This is a genomic window from Streptomyces sp. NPDC107454, from assembly GCF_055582885.1.
This window is the reverse complement of record NZ_JBVJPA010000031.1, coordinates 38,856-55,299: the sequence shown is the minus strand read 5'-3', so window position 1 is coordinate 55,299 and position 16,444 is coordinate 38,856. Positions and strand designations below refer to the sequence as shown.

Genomic DNA, 16,444 nt, shown 5'->3' with positions numbered 1-16,444 from the left:
CTGTCCGGAGCAGCTACCTGTACGACCTTGCCCGGCGCACGGACGCATCGAGTCTCATGCGCGCCGGATGACCAGCACAGCCACGTCGTCCAGATGGTCCACCGCGACAGCAGCGTCGAGGACGCGGTCAGCGGTCTCCTCGGCATTCAGCCCCTCGTGGAGGGCCGCGCCAGCCAGTGTTCCGGCTCGTTCCAGTCCGGCCTCCAATGTGAGGCCCGGTCCTTCGACCACGCCGTCGGTGACCATGACCAGCGCGCTGTCCTCGTGCAATGCGAAGGTCTCCTCGCTGTACTCGGTGCCGAGCACGACTCCTAGCACCGGGCCTCCCGGCAACTCGTGGATGCTGTGGCTGCCGTCGTCGCGTGCGTACAGCAACGGCACATGGCCGGCGCTCGCACCGGTGACCCGTCCGTCGCCCGGGTCGATACGCAGCATGGTGCAGCTGGCGAATCGTGCTGCGCCCATCGTGACGAGCAGCTCGTTGGTGCGAGCCAGCACGGTTGCGGGACCCGGTTCGTGGCCGGCGATCGCGCGTATGGATGCGCGCACCTGTCCCATGAAGGCGGCGGCGTCCACGTCGTGCCCTTGGGCGTCGCCGATCTCCAGGGCGACGGCACCGTCGGGCATGACGAAGGCGTCGTACCAGTCTCCGCCAATATCGAGCCCGTCGCGGCTTGGTCGGTATCGGGCGGCGACCTCCAGGCCGGGGAGGTGCTCGGGCAGCGTGGGGAGCATGGTCTGTTGGAGCGCCGTGGCCAGCTCGACTCGTGCCTCTTGCAAGCTGACGCGTTTCAGTGCCTGGCCTGCAAGATCGGCAAGAGTACCCATGAGGGCGCGCTCATCCGGGGACGAGTGATGTTCGCCGTCGTAGGTCACCAGCCAGGCCCCGAGCGGCTGATCGCCGATCGGGCTGAGGGAGGTGATCGAGATGGCGAAGCCGGAGTCGAGCTGGTCGAAGTACGGCACCATGGCCCCGTGCGGCCAGCGGCGGATGTAGTCCTCCTGGTTGGGAATGAACTGCGGCTCGCCAGTGCGGATCACATGGGGCAGCGCGCTGGGGGCGTCCAGCGGCAGGCCTTGCAGGTCGGCCACCGGTATCGGGATCCCGGCATCGGAGGAAACGCGTAGACGGCCTTGCCTGATGAACGCCAGCGCGGCGCCGGTACCACCGAATGTGGCGGCGAGCCGGGTCAGGACGACCTGCCGTACTTCTTGCTCCGTGACTGCAGTCATCACGGCGGAAGAGAAGGCTACGATCTCGTCGGCACGCTGACGCTCAGCACTCAGCGCGTCCTTCGCTCTGCGTCTGCGCGCTTCCCTCTTGGTGTCATCGCGGATCACTCCGAAGACCCGCTCAGGGCCGCCAGACCCCAGAATGAGCCGACGGGCCCGGCAGACCAGAAGGTGCCAGCCATCGCGCTCTGTAAGGAACCGCAACCTGATCCAGGGGGACCGGGTGGCCGTCGAACGCACGAGCCGCCGCAGCGCCCCGCGGTCATCGGGGTGGACTCGCCGAACCACCTCGGACAACGACATGGAGGCCTCCGGGAACAGCGCCGCCAAGGCGGGTGCACCACCCAGCCACTCCAGCTCGCGCTCCTGGGGTGAATACATGCACAGACCGAGGTTGGCGGCCTTGGCTGCCAGACGGAACGGGATCAGCAGGGCGCCCAAGTCGTTTCCCGCGTTCAATGAGTGCACCCACACCAGCGACTCGCCACCTACGGGATCACTCACTGGTCGTGCCTCGACAAGGCAGACGACAGATGCTGTACCTGGCCCGGGGAACTCCAGCACCCGCATCGCAACCGTCTTCGTCGTGGCGGCGTGGGCCACGAGACTCTTGACCGCAGTCAGCTGGCTTGCGGGCAACAGATCACCGAAGCCACGACCCACGCACTGCTCCACGGACCTGCCCAGTGTTCTGGCCATTGCCGCGTTGAGGCTGCGGATCGCTCCGTCCAGGGTCAAAAGAGCCGACGGTGTAGCCATCTGAAGAAGTTCGTCCGAGGCGTCCATTTGCCGCTCACCCTCATCGTCGAGCGATATGACCTCGTCGTCCTTCATCAACTATCTGCCGCAGAGCAGGCTTCGTCCACGCGGCCGGTCACTCTGGGGCGGCACCGGCCGACTGCGTGTATCGACGAACGCCGACGATCGTCCTCCCGGCGATCCGCTCGGTCGGATCGAAGGCGACAGCGGCGTCATCGCGGATCGGGACGTTGCCGATGGTCACGTGCGCCTGGTCAATGGGGAGGGGACAAACAGAGGGGCGGGGACCGCTTCGGCCTCAGAGGCGGCGCCGGGGGCCTGGATCGTCCCGTGGTACTGCCGGCCGGAACCCAGGCGCACTCGGCCGGGTGCGGCTCCGGCCGGTCCCACCGCCCAGGAGGTGCGCAGAAAAAAGGACCTTGAGGTCCCTTTTCAATCCTGCTAGCCTACGCAGCGGTAATCTGGCCTATGTGGCGGAACAGGCGCGCGACAGAAACGACTCCCGGCTGACTGAGCGCGGGCGGGCGACTCGGGAGCGCATTTTGAGGGCTGCCGCCGACATGATGTACGTCAGGGGCGTGTCCGCCACGACCCTCGACGAGGTCAGGGCGGCCAGCGGAACGAGCAAATCCCAGCTCTACCGCCACTACCCCGACAAGGATGCACTGGTGCGGGACGTTGTCGCCTTGCAAGCTGCCGAACTGCTCAAACGTCAGCACCAGCTACTTCAGCGGCTCAACTCCCTCCGCGGGCTGGAGCGCTGGCGGGACGTGCTGATCGAACACAACGCGCTCCGAAACGGGGCGTACGGCTGCCCGCTCGGATCCCTTGCAAGCGAGTTGGCCGATCAGGACGAAGAGGCACGCGAGGCGCTCGCCCGGCACTTCGACAGCTGGGAGGGACTACTCAAGGCCGGGCTCGAGCGAATGAAGGACTCGGGAGTCCTCAGGACCGACGCAGATGCCGAAGAGCTGGCCACCGGCCTCATGGCCGCCCTTCAGGGTGGCTACCTCCTTGCCCAGACAGCCCAGGACGTCAAACCCATGAGGATCGCCCTGAACATGGCGATCGGCCACGTCAAGGCCTATGCCGTGCCCGCCGAGGACACCAGTCCACCGGCGGAAGGCCCTTCAGGGCACTAAGCCGTCTGCGGCAGAGCGGCGCCAAGAAATCCTGGTGCCGCACCGCAGGCGGTCGCGTCGCAGCCTCCGGCACCGGACCTTCACCGCCTCCCGACATCCATAGCCGGGCCGAACGGGGGTTTGCCGGCAGAAGGAGGCGTCCGTCCTCACATTCCGTGCCCGGCGTAGCCCCTTCTGCGCCTGTGCGTAGCCCAGCCTCAAGTCAAAAGCGGAGGCCCTCTCTGCAAGAGAGGACCATTTGGTCCTGAAAAATGGCCGACTTGCGGTACGTTTGGAGAGAGCGGTCTCCTGCGGACAGCTGAGCGGTCAAGCCTCACAAGGATCTCCAGGGCGGTAAGCAAAATGCACGTGGACGTCCAGTGCTCAATGGTCGGTCCCGTCCGGCTACGCAAACAGGGGGTCGAGGCCGGAGCCGGCCGGCCGGGGCAGCGCGCTGTCCTGGCTGCGCTGTTGCTCAGGCCGGGCAAACCGGTGAGCGCCTCGAAACCGGCGGAGCACGTGCCGGCGGCGACGCCCCTCCGGCCGTCGCCGGTTACGTTCGCGCGTACGTCTACCGCCCCAGGTAGGCACTGAGGGAGCAGAGCAACAGTTCCGTGGGCCTGACAGACGGGGGCTGCCCGCGGCGGAGTCAACGGGACGCTCTAGACCTGAACAGGTTCGCGGAGGTGACGGCAAGAGCGTGGAAGGGCCGCAGCGCCGACGGCCTGGCATCCGTGGCGGGCCTTCTCGCCCAGGACCTCGGGAGCGCCGATGCCGCGCCGTCAGGCGGTCACCGGAACCCACCTTGGGGCCTTGGCCGGTCGGCCGGGGCACTCGATTGATAGAGGAGTTGATCACTATGGACGGACAGGAGCTGCAGAAGATCGCGGGCGACTGCACCGTGGAACTGCCCGGCACCGACCTGGAGCATCGTTTCGGCCCCGACTGGGACCTCTACAAGGTGCGCGGCAAGGTTTTCATGCTCATGACCGACATGCCGGGGCACCCTGTCGTGATCCTGAAAGCTAATCCGGACGACGCCGCAGCCCTACGGGAGCGGCACACAGACATCACCCCCGGCTATCACATGAACAAGAGGCACTGGATCACAGTGGAAGGCGGGGGCACCGTCGACGAGGAGCTGGTGAAGGAACTCGTGATCGACTCCTACCGTCTCGTGGTCGGCGGACTTCCCAAATCCGAGCAGCCTGTGGATCCGCACACCTATGGCCACCGGGCCTGACCTCCGCCATGCCCGTCGAGCCCCTCGCCGCCCGCGGTACGACCAGTCCAGCGCGGCTACGGCAGGCCTTTGAGAGTGATCTGATTCGAGCTGGACAGGGTGTGCGCCGCGCGCTGGCCGCAGCCCTGCGCGACGCTGTCCGCAGCGGCCGCCTGGCACCCGGCACACGGCTGCCCTCCTCCCGCCAACTCGCCGCCGACCTCGGGCTTGCCCGCAACACCGTGGCTGACGCCTATGGCGACCTCGTCACCGAGGGATGGCTTACCGCCCGCAGAGGCTCGGGCACACTCGTGGCAGACAGAACGATCCCCGGGTCATTCGTGATGCCGAACTTCCCCACACGGCCGACAGCGCCGAGCGCGGTTTCCAACTGGGACTCGAACGACTCCTCGACGGATGGGAGGCCAACCTCCCCATCCGGCCCTGACGATTCGGCAGCGCCAACTGGAGGTTCCTCGGCGAACTCCGCACTCCGACGTCGGCCTCCGCGCGCGCCGAACCCCCGACGCAGCACGATTCCCAGAAGCGCCCTCTGCCCGGGCAAGATCAAGAACGTGACGCCGGACTGGCAGGCGATGGTGCGCAGGACGGTCGACTTGCCGCCGCCGGTGCCTGCGGAGATCAGGACATGTCGGCGTACACCTTGGGTTGCTCCATGGAGTACAGGTGAACGTGCTCAGGGGTGAATGGGTTGGCCGGGAGGCCGGGTGGGGTCGTAGTGCGTGCGGGCGAAGGCGTCGTTTGCGCGGTGGACTGTGTCAGGTTGCGGCGGTGCCGGCCAGATGCTCAGAAGGTGCTCCTCCACAGGGGTGTCGCCTTCATGCGCATCGCCTTCATCGCGTCCGCGTGCTTGGACGCGGACGCGATACCAGCCCGCCCCGGCCGTGGCGAAGTTCCCGGCATCCTCCTCGACATCCCCGCCCCACCGGAACAGCCGAAGGATGCCACTCGTGCTGCAGATGCTCACGTCCACCACGGTCTCCCACTCCTGCCCTGGCAGGAGTGGTTCATCCCCGCAGTGCTGGGTGGTCAGGCGTATCCAGCCGGTGTGCGTGCCCGCGAGCACCGTGAGGTGTTCTGGGCCCCCGGCTGCCAGGCCGTTTCCCGTGAAGATCCGGTCGACCGTGTCTGTGTCGTCGTACTTGCTGAGGAAGTCGTCGCCTTGCAGGTAGTACTGCCGGTAGGAGACGAACATGCGATCTGAAGTCCACGTTGTGCAGCGCATCCACCGGATCATCCCCTGTCCCACTGACAGCGCTGAAACAGCCCCGCACCTAACTTGGTGGCCTTGGGTGGCTGCGCACGTTCATCTGTACTCGGCCGTGCATATTGAGCCGTACGCCGACAGGACATGCGGGGAGCCGGCGTCCAGGTCGACGGAGACCGCCTTGCCGCCGGATCCGACGCCGACGACAGGTGCGGACTCTTTGGCCTTGGCCATCATCTCCCGGATCTTAGGGCCCTTCAGCAGGGCCTTCGCCGGGGACTTGCGGTCTTCTTCACCATCACGTACGTCTCGCGGCCGGCCACGTGCCAGGAGAACGTCACGCCCTCCAGTGCGAGCTTCTGCGTGATGAGGTCGGCGATCAGATCCTTGGAGAAGTCCAGGCGCCCCGGCACGTCGACGCGTATCTCTGCGGCCTCGTCGGAGAAGTTCTTCGGGATGTGGAGGTAGCGGCGCGGGTCGGTCTGCTCCGGCAGCCTGAGCGGCAGCGCGAGCGCCTCATGCAGCGGAAGGACCCACTCACGCATCAGTTCCCGGCGCTTGCGGGTCAGCAGCCCCTACGTGACACCGCCGACGGTCAACGCGGAGGCCGCGTCGACGCCGCTGGTCTCCAGCGGGGCGAGGGCCTGGTCCCGGTTCTCCCACGGATCCTGGGCCATCTGCCAGCTGGTGTCCGGGTGCCTGCCGACCAGGTAGGCACCCTCCCCCGCCGCTGCGAGCCAGGTGATCCGGAAGGCCAGGCGCTGCCACCCGGCCCGGTACGAGGAACGCCCCACGCGGCCTTCGACCTTCGCCAAGACCCGGGTACCCGAGCGCCAGAACGTGGCGTCGGTCCGCTTCACCCCGTCCATGGGGCGCCCGGCCAGGAGCCGGCCGATACCGAACGTGAGGGATTCGGCGGTCTCTTCCACCTGCCTGTCGAACTTCGTCTGCGCCATGCCGTGCCCCGGCGGTGCACTGTGTGCGGATCAGCGGGCGACCGAGATCGCGAAGGGCGCGAATCCGCTGGACCGGATGACGTGCGGGACGAAGAGGATCGCGGCCTCTGTGGCGCGGGCGGTTTGGATCCCGCCGAGGTCGGTGATCCACTCCTTGCGCCAGCCGAGGTTGATGAGCAGTTCACGGACGGTCTGCTTGGCCTGCAGGTCGTCGCCGGAGAGGAACGCGGTTGGTGTCTGGGTGAGCGTGGCCGGTGCGGTCATCACCGGGAAGAGCATGGTGTTGAGTGTCTTGACGACGCGCGTTTCGGGGAGCGCTTCCTGGAGCTGTTCGGCGAGGCTTGAGCCGGGGTAGATCAGGTGGGCAGGCAGTCCGTCCGGTCCGTCGGTGGTGGAGTTGGAGACGTCGACGAGGATCTTGTCGCGCAGTTCCTCGCGCAGGACGACGAGCCGGTCCAGCGAGCCGGCTCCCGGGGTGGCGTTGATGACGATCTGGGCTGTCCGGGCAGCGTCAGCGGCGGCGCCCGGCGCGCGGTCCGCCACGGTCACCTCATGCCCTGCCCGGGTGAGGGCTGCGGCCAGGTTGCCGCCGACGCGGCCGTTTCCGAGAACTGCGATCGTGGTCATGATGATCTGGTCCTTCCGTGCGTGCAGGTAGTGGTGCGCGGTCAGCGTGAGAGCGTGGCGACGGCCTCGGCGTGGACGCCGGGCGCGGCGGCCAGGAGGCTCTCGCTCTGCGGGGTCCAGGGGCGGCCCTCGGCGTCGGAGATCTGTCCGCCGGCCTCGGTGACGAGCAGCGCCCCGGGCAGCAGGTCCGCGCGGGCGCCGGCGAACTGCCAGAAGGCGTCGATCCGGCCGGCGGCCACGTTCAGCAGGTGCAGGGTTGCGGGCACGGCGGTGCGGACGACGAGCGCGTCGAAGAGCATCGCGGTGATCGAGGAGCCGACGCGCCGCACGACCTTCTCGTCCTCGTCCGGCCGGGCCTGGCTGGTGGCCACGATGCTCAGGCCGAGGTCCGCGGTCTGGGAGACGTGCAGCGGTCGGCCGTCGAGGTAGGCGCCCGCGCCGGTGAGCGCGGTGTAGGTCTCGCCGGTCAACGGCAGGTGGACCGCAGTGAGCACCGGCTGGTTCTCACGCACGAGGGTGGCGGTCACCGCCCACTCCGGCAGGGCGTGCAGGTGGTTGACGTTGCCTTCGGCCGGATCCACGACCCACCATTCGCCAGGCGGCAGCGCCCCGCCGTCCAGCTCGTCCTCCACCCAGCCGGCGTCCGGGCGCAGGCGCGTGAGGCCGGGGCGCAGGATGTCGAGGGCCGTGTCGTCGTTGGCGGCGAGCGCGCGCATCAGCTCTTCACGGTTCCGGTAGCGGACCACCTCGCCGAAGCGCTCGCGCAGCGCCGAACCCGCCTCACGCACGGCGATCGCGGTCTGGGCGAGCACGTCGGCGTCGGAGGCGGCGACGTCAGTGGTCTGAAGCGTTTCGGACATGGTGGTACTCCCGTCTGAGGAGGGGTGCTGAGGCCGGTCGGGCCAAGCTGTGCGTTCCGTCTTGCGCTCTCGTCTCGAAGGTAGCCAGCCCTTTAATTAACTTCAAATGCATGTAAAGCACGGCTAGGATTACTCCCATGCAATTGGATTTGAACCTGCTCGCCGCGCTCGACGCGCTGCTGGAGGAGGGAAGTGTGGCCGGGGCGGCCGCGCGCCTGCACGTCACCGCCCCCGCGATGAGCCGGAGTCTGGGCCGGATTCGGCGCACGACCGGGGATCAGATCCTGGTGCGCACCGGCCGCACGATGACCCCGACGCCGTATGCGATCGCCGTCCGGGAGCAGGTGCACGAGCTGCTGCACCAGGTCCAGGGGGTGCTGGCACCGAGCCGTGAACTCGATCTGGCAACATTGGAGCGCACCTTCACACTCCGCTGGCACGATTCCCTGGTCGCCTTGAGCGGCCCCACACTGCTCTCGGCCGTGCGCGGACAGGCGCCGGGCGTGCGATTGCGCTTCGTCGCGGAATCGAGCATCGACACCCCCGAGTTGCGGCGCGGCGAGGTCGACCTGGAAGCGAACGCCAACCGCCCGAGCGCACCGGACATCCGTGCCGAGAACGTGGGCGAGACCCGCCTCGTCATCGTCGTGAGGCAGGGGCACCCCCTCACCTGCGTCAGGACCGTCACCGCAAAGCGGTACGCCGCCGCTGAGCACGTCACCGTCTCGCGACGTGGAAACCTCAGCAATGCCCTCGACGATGCCCTCGCGCGGCTCGGCCTCACCCGCCGCGTGGTGGCGACCGCGCCCACGGAAGCAGCCGCGATGGAGTTCGCGCGCGGCTCCGATCTCCTGATCACCGTCCCCGAAGCCACCACGCGGTCAGCGGTCGCCGACCTCGGCCTGCTCGTGCTCCCCCTCCCGCTCGAACTGCCGTCGGCACCGATATACCTGTCATGGCATCAGCGCTACGACACCGACCACGCCCACGCCTGGCTGCGCGGTCTGGCGCGAACCGCGCTGGCCATGGGCGGAGCGTCGTCGTAGTCGGCGCCGTCCGGCCGCTTCACCCATACGTCCACGCGACCACCTTGATGCCGGACGGCCGACCGCTGTGCGGACCGGCATCAGATCACCAGCCCCGGCGGGGGGCGTACACGACCAGCCTGAACACGGTCGCGAAGCCCGAGTTTGCCGAGAATGCAGGACACGAACGTCTTGACGGTCTCCTGACTGCTGACGTTGAAGCAGATCGCCGCCGCGTTCGGCGACGTGCCGAGCGACCGCGCCGCTGCGGGTCAATACACCTAGCCCCGCCCTAAAGGGCGTTGTCCAGCGTCAGGGTGAGCTCGGCGATCCGCCAGCCACCGTCGGACCGGCACAGGCCGAACGTGTAGACCCCGGTCGAGATCATCTGGATGCTCTCGCCGGTGTTCCTCGTCTGCACCAGACAGGCCCGCACCTCAGCGGTGGCGGCGTCCGTCGTCGTGACCACGACATTGCCCAGGTGGTGCCGCACCCTTCCGGTCTGGGCCGTGTACCCGTCACGGATAAGGTCGAGCACCGCCGCGCGTCCGGCGACCGGGCCGAGCACTCCCCGTCCGGGCATCGTGAAGGTCCAGGTGGTGTCTTCGGTCAGGACCGCTTCCAACTCGGGCACATTCAGCTCGTCCAGGGCGTAGGCGTAGTTCGCCACCGCCTGCTGGAGTTCGGCGATCACGAGACCACCGTCAGCACGATCTTGCCTTGGAGGTGGCCCTGCGCGGCTCGCGTGTGTGCGCTGCCCACCTCGGGCAGCGGGTAGGTGCTGTCCACCCCGACCTGGAGCTTGCCCTCGTCGAACAGGCGCCCGATCTCGGCGAGCTGGGGGCCGTTGGAACGCACCTGAATGTTCGAGACTGTGATGCCCAGACTCGCCGTCTCTTCCGGGTCGTACTGGGCAAAGAACACCGGAAGCATGGTGCCGCCGCGCTTGAGCACGGTCAGGAAGCGTGAGCTGTCCGGGCCACCGACGGTGTCGATCACCAGGTCGACGCCGCTGACCACGTCCGCGGCCTGCGTCCTGGTGTAGTCGATGAACTCATCGGCGCCGAGCTTGCGCAGGAACTGCTCGTGCCGGCCCGAGGCCACCGCGATTACCTGTGCCCCCTTCCATTTCGCCAGCTGCACCGCGAAGTGGCCCACTCCACCAGCGGCCCCGTTGACCAGCACGGTCATCCCTGGCGTGATCGGCACCGGCTGGTGCACCTGGCCGGTGAAAGGAGACGGCACGTCGTGGCCGAGATCAACCAGGTACTGCCAGGCCGTAAGCACGGCCATCGGCGCCCCAGCCGCCTGCACGTGGTCGATACCGGCAGGCTTGTGAGCCAGATCCGAAGCCGGCGCGGCCACATACTCGGCGTATGTCCGGCCGTCGAATCCGGGGAACCGCAGCATGCCGAAGACCTCGTCACCGACGGCGAACCCCAGCACGTCCGGAGCGACCGCCTGGACCACGCCCGACATGTCCGTTCCGGGGATCAGAGGGAACTCCAGCGCCGGCCTCACCGCGGCCGGCATGACCTTCATCCCCTCACGCAGGTACCAGTCCGGCGGGTTGATGCCCGCCGCGTGCACCCGGACGAGCACCTCGCCCGGGCCGATCTCGGGAACCGGCACCTCGTCATACTGCAAAACTTCCGGCCCGCCCGCTTCGTGGAACTGGATCGCCTTCATCACGCCTGTCGCTTTCTTGGGAGAACGTTGCTCCTTCAGTCAAGGCCCAGGACGGCACGGCCGTCCAAGACCGGTTCGGCAACCCAGTCATTCCGAAACAGCATGGCGCGTACCCTGCAAGGGTGAACGATCTCGGACAGGACCTGGAACTGCGGCTGGTGCGCTACTTCACCGTGGTGGCGGCGCACCAGCACTTCGGCCGGGCCGCCGCCGACTTGCACGTGGCCCAGCCGGCGCTGAGCCGCCAGATCCAACGGCTCGAGAAGTATCTCGGCACACGACTGCTGGACCGCGAACCCAAGGGCACCCGGCTCACTCCGGCTGGCCAGAGGTTCCTCCCCCGTGCCCAAGCCCTGCTGCAGGCCGCCCGCCAGGCCGAGCTGGCCGTGCGTGCACAAGCCGAGACCGAACGAATCGCCATCGGCTACGTTGAAGACTTGGTGATCACTGCCGCCGTACGGGAACTGCGCCGCCGTTACCCGGACGCCGAGATCGCCACCCGGTACCTGAGCTGCCGCGACGTCGGGGCGCTGTCCGACAAGCACGTCGACGTCCTGATCGCGCGGGCCCCGCTGCCGCTCGCCGCCGACGACGTGTTCACCACGCCGCTGTACGAGGAGCCCCGGATGCTCGTGGTCCCGCGCGGCCATCCCTTGGCCGACCGCACGTCGGTGACCGCGGAAGAACTGGCCGGCGAGGAGGCGGCGCCGTGCGCGTTCGAGACCGCGGACTGGACTTCCTACCGAATCCTCGGGGCCGGCGTGCCGCCGATCGAAAGCTACGAGGACAAGCTCGAACTCGTCGCGAGCGGCAGGGCGATCGCCGTGCTACCGGTCGGCGATCGGCGTAGCTCACTGCGTCCCGACCTCGTCACCGTCCCGGTCGAGGGCGCTCCCCCGAGCCAGGTCGTCCTGGTCAGCCGCAAGGACGACCCGAATCCGATGATCAGGAATCTCCGGCTGGCGGCCAAGGCCGTCCTGACCGCCCCGGCAGCCTGACCGGGCCCCGCTTGGCACTGAACTGCCCCCCTTTTCCACGAGGATGGAGGGCTGATGCCTCCGTTCAAAGTAACTGAACGCGTCAGTGGGGCCGAATGTATTGCCGGGGCCCAGGGAAGCGGCGACCCCACCTCTTGGCGCTGCTTTAACCCCAATGGTCAAATTCTGGATCCCTGCTGGTACAAGCCCTGGAATGCGCCAGGAAGCCGCGACATGGCGTGTATCGACTCGCCTTGGGACCACGCGGCGCTCCGCTTGGTGTCGCCCAAACTGTCCGGCACGCCAGCACAGTCCCCTCTGCCTTACCGCAGAAAAGCCCCCTGGGCTCTGCAGCTGCGAGACCCCGTTAAACACAACCGATCACTGCACTGCGTGTGGGTACAAGGGGCCGGCGTGCAAGAGATCTACGGTATGCGCCAAAACTACTACTGCTGGCCCAACGGACATGAGTGGCAGACTTCGCACCTGGTTGCCAACGCCTGGGGTGAACCTGACATGTCGCATCCACTTAACACTGTGGCCTTCACCGAAGCCGGAAGCAGTGAGGTTCACCAAGCGAACGTCACAGACGTGTGGCCCTGCGAGAACCGCGGTTCGAACTGTCGTTGAGGCGATCACGGTGTCGCCTGCTGGTTTGAGCCCTGGCTGGCCTCGAACACGTTTGTTGGCCCCAGGGGAACGACTTGGGTTCTAAAGGTGGTTGCAACACCTGACCCTGTGGGGTGTTGCGATGGCCAAGCCGCGTCGAACATCGAAGAAGCGCGGACCTGCTCCGTTGGCGGACAAGCGTGATCATTACCTTCGCCTCATGGCGCAAGGGATGAGCAACTCGGCGGCGTGCCGCGAGGTGGGGATCAACCGCAGGACCGGGACTCGCTGGCGGTACGGACGCAAGGAAGTCGACCGGACCGGGCACGAGCGCGTCTACGCGCCGATCACCGAGGACCGGCATCGCGACGGGATTTCAGACCGGTTCCTTGCCGAGGACGAGCGGCTCGTCATCGCCGATTTGCTCCGGTCTGGGAACTCGCTGCGAGCGATCGCCCGGGAACTCGGCCGGAGCCCGGCCACGATCAGCCGGGAGGTGCGGCGCAACAGCGACCCGCGCACCGGCAAGTACCACCCCTTCCAGGCGCAGCGCCGGGCGGCCGTACGCCGCGCCCGCTCGAAGGAGGGCAAGATACGACGTGACCCGGAGCTGAAGGAGTTCATCCAGCAGCGTCTGGACCGGCGGTGGAGCCCGGAGCAGATCTGCCAGGCCCTGCGCACCGCTTTCCCGGACGAGTCCGAGCGGCACCTCGCGCACGAGACCGTCTACCAGGCCGTCTATCTGCCGCACCGCGGCGGTCTGGAGCGCGCCTCCGACGTCCTGCGCAGCGGCCGGCCCGCTCGCCGTCGACGCCGCCGGCCCGACGAGCGCGCCACGCGGTTCATCGACCCCGGAACCCTCATCAGGCACCGCCCGGAGGAGCTCAACGACCGTCAAATAGCGGGCAGTTGGGAGGGCGACCTGATCGTCGGCAAGGGCAACCGGTCCGCGATCGGCACCCTGGTCGACCGGTCCACCCGCTACGTCAAACTCCTCCACCTGCCCGGTGGCCGGGGCGCCGAGCAGGTCCGCGACGCGCTCGTCCACGCCCTCGGCGACCTCCCCGCCGAGCTGGCCCGCTCCGTGACCTGGGATCAGGGCAGCGAGATGAGCCGACATCACGAGTTCACCCGCGTCACCGGCATCCCCGTCTACTTCTGCGAGCCCGCCAGCCCCTGGCAACGCGGCTCGAACGAGAACACGAACGGTTTGCTGCGGCAGTACTTCCCCAAGAGCACCGACCTGTCCGTCTTCGGCGCCGAGGACCTCGCCTTCGTCGCCGCCGAACTCAACAGCCGCCCCCGCAAGACCCTCAACTGGAACACCCCCGCGAACCTCTTCGCTAAGCTCGTCGCAACACTGGAATGATCACTGTGTTGCGACGATGACTGGAATCCGCCCCATTGAGACATCGACCCCGTGACATCCAGGCCCATTGACCCCCAGCCGGATTGCTCGCCCGTCTTGTCTCAGGCAGTTGTCAGTGTGCAGCTCGCCGACATGGCTCCCTGACACGATGGATGCGAACGGACAGAAGCGCTCACCCTTGGGGCTGACGAAGTGCCCAGTCGCGGTCGCTCGGCGTCGGCTTGGTTCGCCAACGAGCCCGTAGGACTCCGTCGTTGTCGGACATGACAGCAGTGCACAAAGGCACACGTTCACCCGCATACACAGACAGGAACGCGGCGGCATGAGCACGGGATATCCGGGCGGCCAGTTCGGGGAACTCGTCCTCTTCGGCGATGGCGCTGCGGATGATGCCGTCGTCGTCCTGCCACACGCCTTCGACGAGGCCATCAGCGGGCAGGGCTCTCAGGACGGCGTCGATGTCGGTGGACAGGGACGGCCAGACGGCGAGACGGGCCCGGGGAGCCAGTCCAACGCGAACGGGGTCGATGGTGTCGCTGGTGAGGTGGTGCCATCGTGAGGCACCTTCGAGATACGTCTCTTCCAGGATTCCTGCACGGCCGGTGACGACTGCCCTGTGCAGGTCGGCCCAGAAGTCGTCATCGCCGGGCCGCTGGATGCCCTCCTCTTCCTCCTCGGCCTCGAAAGCGTACGGGGAGGCGTCCAGACGTTCTGGGAACAGTCCAAGCTCCCGGGTGTGGGCCAACGCTTCCTCGCAAGGCCGACGGCTGCTGATGTAGAGGCACTGGTCCCATCCCACATGGACCGCGAACGCGCATTCCGCCTCCAGCCGACACCAGGCGCCGTTGTCGCGCAACATGGCGCGCACCAGCTGCAGCCCGATTTCGAGCGGTACTTCTGCTCCGTCGTGAAAACCGGTAGGGCCGGCAGGGAAGAGCCCGTCCAACCCAAAGCCGTCCACCGGAGGCTCCACACCGAAGTGCGCGAAGGACGGGATCTGTGGTTCCCGTACGGCCAGGTGATCGACGCCGGTGTCCCGGGCGAAAGCCGCGACCGCGTGAAGATAAGACGCCTCGACCTCGCCGTGATCGCTGACGGTGTCCTCACTGCCGGTGTAATAGCCGTGTTCGTCACGGTCGGCGGGGTCGTACTTGGTGACGCGGTAGACGTAGGGGAGCTGCACCGCCCCATCATCCAGCACGCTCGGGTCGCCACACGAGGAAATGCCATGGGAGTTGAGACAGAGGCGTAGGGCAACGTCCTGAGACAGATCAGGAACCTGCTGGTCAGCGCAATGCTCTATGACACGAGCCGCGAGATCCTACAACTAGCCTACGAACCACCACACCCACCGGCACGACGACACCCCACGGACCAGGCCGCCCAACCGTCGCGCTCGTAAGGCCCGAACTGGTGTTGGAAGTCGGCGTCGGCGTCGGCGTCGCCCGCGACGCCTCCGGCCGGTGGCCCCACCCCGCACGCCTGCACCGCGCCCGCCCCGGCCTCTCCCCCGCCGACGTCCACCGCCTGACGTCGCCGCCGCACCGACAGCGGCGCGGTGGCCCTGGCCGACGCCCAACACGGCTGAGCGCGCCCCGATCCCCGGCTGCGTCCGCGCTGCCCATCCCGCCCGTCCCCTCTCCTTCGCTCCAGCCCAGGAACATGGGCGAATGCGGCCGCCACGGGGCTGTCAGGCCCCCGACCACGCCCGTATGACTGTGGCAAGCCGGGCAAACTCCGAGACGTCGTGAGGCTCACGCAACAGATGGCGTAAGAGCAGACGCAGCCGTTGGTGCAACAGATGTCGCAACCCGGCGCGGTTCAGCGCTCCTGGGCAGCACAGAGCGACATTAGATCGCGTGCTCGAATTTCCTGTCATGCTGTCCCGTCTCAGACGATCTGGTCTTGGGGACGACGGCGACCTGCGTCGACCAGATCAATCGAGACGCCGGGCGGTCGAGGATCTCGGTTGATCTGGTCCTCACCGCCTGGATACCGCTCGCTGTCTCCATTGATCTGGTCCGGCGCTATGTCAGACCCTCTGGTTACCGTGAGCGGTCGCCGCACTCAAGGAGCCAGAACCATGACCATTCATGCCGATGTTGAAGCTCTGCTTCGGATAGTCCCCGCGGAGCACCGGGGCGAGGAGCGCATCGACTGGACGGCCGCGGAAGCCGCGCTAGGCACACAACTGCCAAGCGACTACAAGTCCCTCCTGGACACCTACGGCGTGGGCGACATCGGCGAACTAGTCGTCCTCCCGCCGCTGTCCGTGGACGTCCCCGACCTGGGCAACTGCCATATGACAAGCATGGCTCCCGGATTTCGCGAGCTGTGGGAGAGCGAGGGCGGTGCGCCAGGCATCTCCGCTGGCCCGGAGGCCGTACTTCCGTGGGGAACCGGCTGCAACGCCAACGAGATGGGATGGCTCATGACGGACGCAGATCCGGACAAGTGGCCGGTTGTGGCATGGCGTCGCCACGTGTCCTACGGAGACTCCCACTGGGCGCTCTTCGACTGCGGCATGATCCAGTTCCTCACGCGCATGATGCTGGCGGAGTTCGATGAATGCCCGCTTGGCGACGCGTCGCTCTGGGGACGTCCTGCCCCGTTCGTCAGCTGGCGCGAACAGCGCCGCCGACTCGTCGCCGGGCTGGACCCTATGACCGGTGAGCCAGACCCCTATGCCGACATGTACCCAATCTTCGACAAGTGAGTTGCTTGCAGGCGAGACTGAGTCGATAGATCGGGGCGCTCGTGCCCGGCCAG

17 protein-coding genes and 2 pseudogenes are annotated in these 16,444 nt (G+C 67.4%); 7 read left to right on the top strand and 12 right to left on the bottom strand.

Annotation, left to right across the window (positions count from 1 at the left end):
* Nucleotides 1–54: 54 nt before the first annotated feature.
* Both ACZ69M_RS47965 and ACZ69M_RS47960 read right to left on the bottom strand, forming a co-directional pair.
* A complete protein-coding gene (locus ACZ69M_RS47965; RefSeq protein WP_470060012.1) occupies nt 55–2,067 on the bottom strand; it encodes a SpoIIE family protein phosphatase in 2,013 nt (670 codons plus the stop codon).
* Nucleotides 2,068–2,107: 40 nt separating this feature from the next.
* A complete protein-coding gene (locus ACZ69M_RS47960) occupies nt 2,108–2,236 on the bottom strand; it encodes a hypothetical protein (RefSeq protein WP_470060011.1) in 129 nt (42 codons plus the stop codon).
* A 226-nt stretch (nt 2,237–2,462) separates the two neighbouring features.
* Between ACZ69M_RS47960 and ACZ69M_RS47955 the strand changes: the two genes are divergently transcribed.
* From ACZ69M_RS47955 to ACZ69M_RS47945, 3 genes and pseudogenes are all read left to right on the top strand, one after another.
* Complete coding sequence (locus ACZ69M_RS47955; protein ID WP_470060010.1) at nt 2,463–3,134, top strand: TetR/AcrR family transcriptional regulator; 672 nt, start codon at nt 2,463–2,465, stop codon at nt 3,132–3,134.
* 838 nt (nt 3,135–3,972) lie between these two features.
* Nucleotides 3,973–4,356, top strand: coding sequence for an MmcQ/YjbR family DNA-binding protein (locus ACZ69M_RS47950; RefSeq protein ID WP_470060009.1), 384 nt, complete (start codon nt 3,973–3,975; stop codon nt 4,354–4,356).
* An 80-nt stretch (nt 4,357–4,436) separates the two neighbouring features.
* A pseudogene (locus ACZ69M_RS47945) lies at nt 4,437–4,658 on the top strand (GntR family transcriptional regulator); the annotation flags it as partial.
* A gap of 374 nt (nt 4,659–5,032) precedes the next feature.
* Here ACZ69M_RS47945 and ACZ69M_RS47940 read toward each other — a convergent pair.
* The 6 genes from ACZ69M_RS47940 to ACZ69M_RS47915 all read right to left on the bottom strand — a co-directional run bounded on the left by ACZ69M_RS47940 (nt 5,033) and on the right by ACZ69M_RS47915 (nt 8,006).
* Nucleotides 5,033–5,551 carry a hypothetical protein gene (locus tag ACZ69M_RS47940; RefSeq protein ID WP_470060008.1) on the bottom strand — a complete coding sequence of 173 codons (519 nt, stop codon included), beginning with the start codon at nt 5,549–5,551 and terminating at the stop codon, nt 5,033–5,035.
* A gap of 111 nt (nt 5,552–5,662) precedes the next feature.
* Complete coding sequence (locus ACZ69M_RS47935; protein WP_470060007.1) at nt 5,663–5,800, bottom strand: hypothetical protein; 138 nt, start codon at nt 5,798–5,800, stop codon at nt 5,663–5,665.
* A gap of 20 nt (nt 5,801–5,820) precedes the next feature.
* Entirely contained in the window at nt 5,821–6,108 is a 288-nt protein-coding gene (locus tag ACZ69M_RS47930; RefSeq protein ID WP_470060006.1) for a hypothetical protein, read from the bottom strand.
* Nucleotides 6,109–6,138: 30 nt separating this feature from the next.
* Entirely contained in the window at nt 6,139–6,519 is a 381-nt protein-coding gene (locus tag ACZ69M_RS47925) for a hypothetical protein (RefSeq protein ID WP_470060005.1), read from the bottom strand.
* A 30-nt stretch (nt 6,520–6,549) separates the two neighbouring features.
* Nucleotides 6,550–7,146 carry an NADPH-dependent F420 reductase gene (locus ACZ69M_RS47920; RefSeq protein WP_470060004.1) on the bottom strand — a complete coding sequence of 199 codons (597 nt, stop codon included), beginning with the start codon at nt 7,144–7,146 and terminating at the stop codon, nt 6,550–6,552.
* Between the two features lie 41 nt (nt 7,147–7,187).
* Nucleotides 7,188–8,006: a 3'(2'),5'-bisphosphate nucleotidase CysQ gene (locus tag ACZ69M_RS47915; protein WP_470060003.1), complete on the bottom strand. Its 819-nt coding sequence runs from the start codon at nt 8,004–8,006 to the stop codon at nt 7,188–7,190.
* Nucleotides 8,007–8,143: 137 nt separating this feature from the next.
* On the opposite strand from ACZ69M_RS47915, the gene ACZ69M_RS47910 reads away from it, so the two are divergent.
* On the top strand, nt 8,144–9,052 hold the full coding sequence (locus tag ACZ69M_RS47910; RefSeq protein ID WP_470060002.1) for a LysR family transcriptional regulator: 909 nt from the start codon (nt 8,144–8,146) through the stop codon (nt 9,050–9,052).
* 85 nt (nt 9,053–9,137) lie between these two features.
* Here the strand turns inward: ACZ69M_RS47910 and ACZ69M_RS47905 are convergent.
* From ACZ69M_RS47905 to ACZ69M_RS47895, 3 genes and pseudogenes are all read right to left on the bottom strand, one after another.
* Nucleotides 9,138–9,246 (bottom strand): annotated as a pseudogene (locus ACZ69M_RS47905) (LuxR C-terminal-related transcriptional regulator); the annotation flags it as partial.
* Between the two features lie 77 nt (nt 9,247–9,323).
* Nucleotides 9,324–9,725, bottom strand: a complete 402-nt coding sequence (locus ACZ69M_RS47900) for a nuclear transport factor 2 family protein (protein ID WP_470060001.1) — start codon at nt 9,723–9,725, stop codon at nt 9,324–9,326.
* Nucleotides 9,722–10,720, bottom strand: a complete 999-nt coding sequence (locus ACZ69M_RS47895) for an NADP-dependent oxidoreductase (RefSeq protein ID WP_470060038.1) — start codon at nt 10,718–10,720, stop codon at nt 9,722–9,724. The genes ACZ69M_RS47900 and ACZ69M_RS47895 overlap by 4 nt, the downstream gene beginning before the upstream one ends.
* Nucleotides 10,721–10,842: 122 nt before the next feature.
* On the opposite strand from ACZ69M_RS47895, the gene ACZ69M_RS47890 reads away from it, so the two are divergent.
* The gene (locus tag ACZ69M_RS47890; protein WP_470060000.1) at nt 10,843–11,718 is read left to right on the top strand and encodes a LysR family transcriptional regulator; all 876 of its coding nucleotides are present in this window, start codon (nt 10,843–10,845) and stop codon (nt 11,716–11,718) included.
* Between the two features lie 820 nt (nt 11,719–12,538).
* Nucleotides 12,539–13,675, top strand: a complete 1,137-nt coding sequence (locus tag ACZ69M_RS47885) for an IS30 family transposase (RefSeq protein ID WP_470060037.1) — start codon at nt 12,539–12,541, stop codon at nt 13,673–13,675.
* A 172-nt stretch (nt 13,676–13,847) separates the two neighbouring features.
* Here ACZ69M_RS47885 and ACZ69M_RS47880 read toward each other — a convergent pair whose 3' ends face one another.
* Nucleotides 13,848–14,858: an RNA-binding protein gene (locus ACZ69M_RS47880; RefSeq protein WP_470059999.1), complete on the bottom strand. Its 1,011-nt coding sequence runs from the start codon at nt 14,856–14,858 to the stop codon at nt 13,848–13,850.
* 900 nt (nt 14,859–15,758) lie between these two features.
* On the opposite strand from ACZ69M_RS47880, the gene ACZ69M_RS47875 reads away from it, so the two are divergent.
* The gene (locus ACZ69M_RS47875) at nt 15,759–16,391 is read left to right on the top strand and encodes an SMI1/KNR4 family protein (protein WP_470059998.1); all 633 of its coding nucleotides are present in this window, start codon (nt 15,759–15,761) and stop codon (nt 16,389–16,391) included.
* The last annotated feature ends 53 nt before the right edge of the window (nt 16,392–16,444 follow it).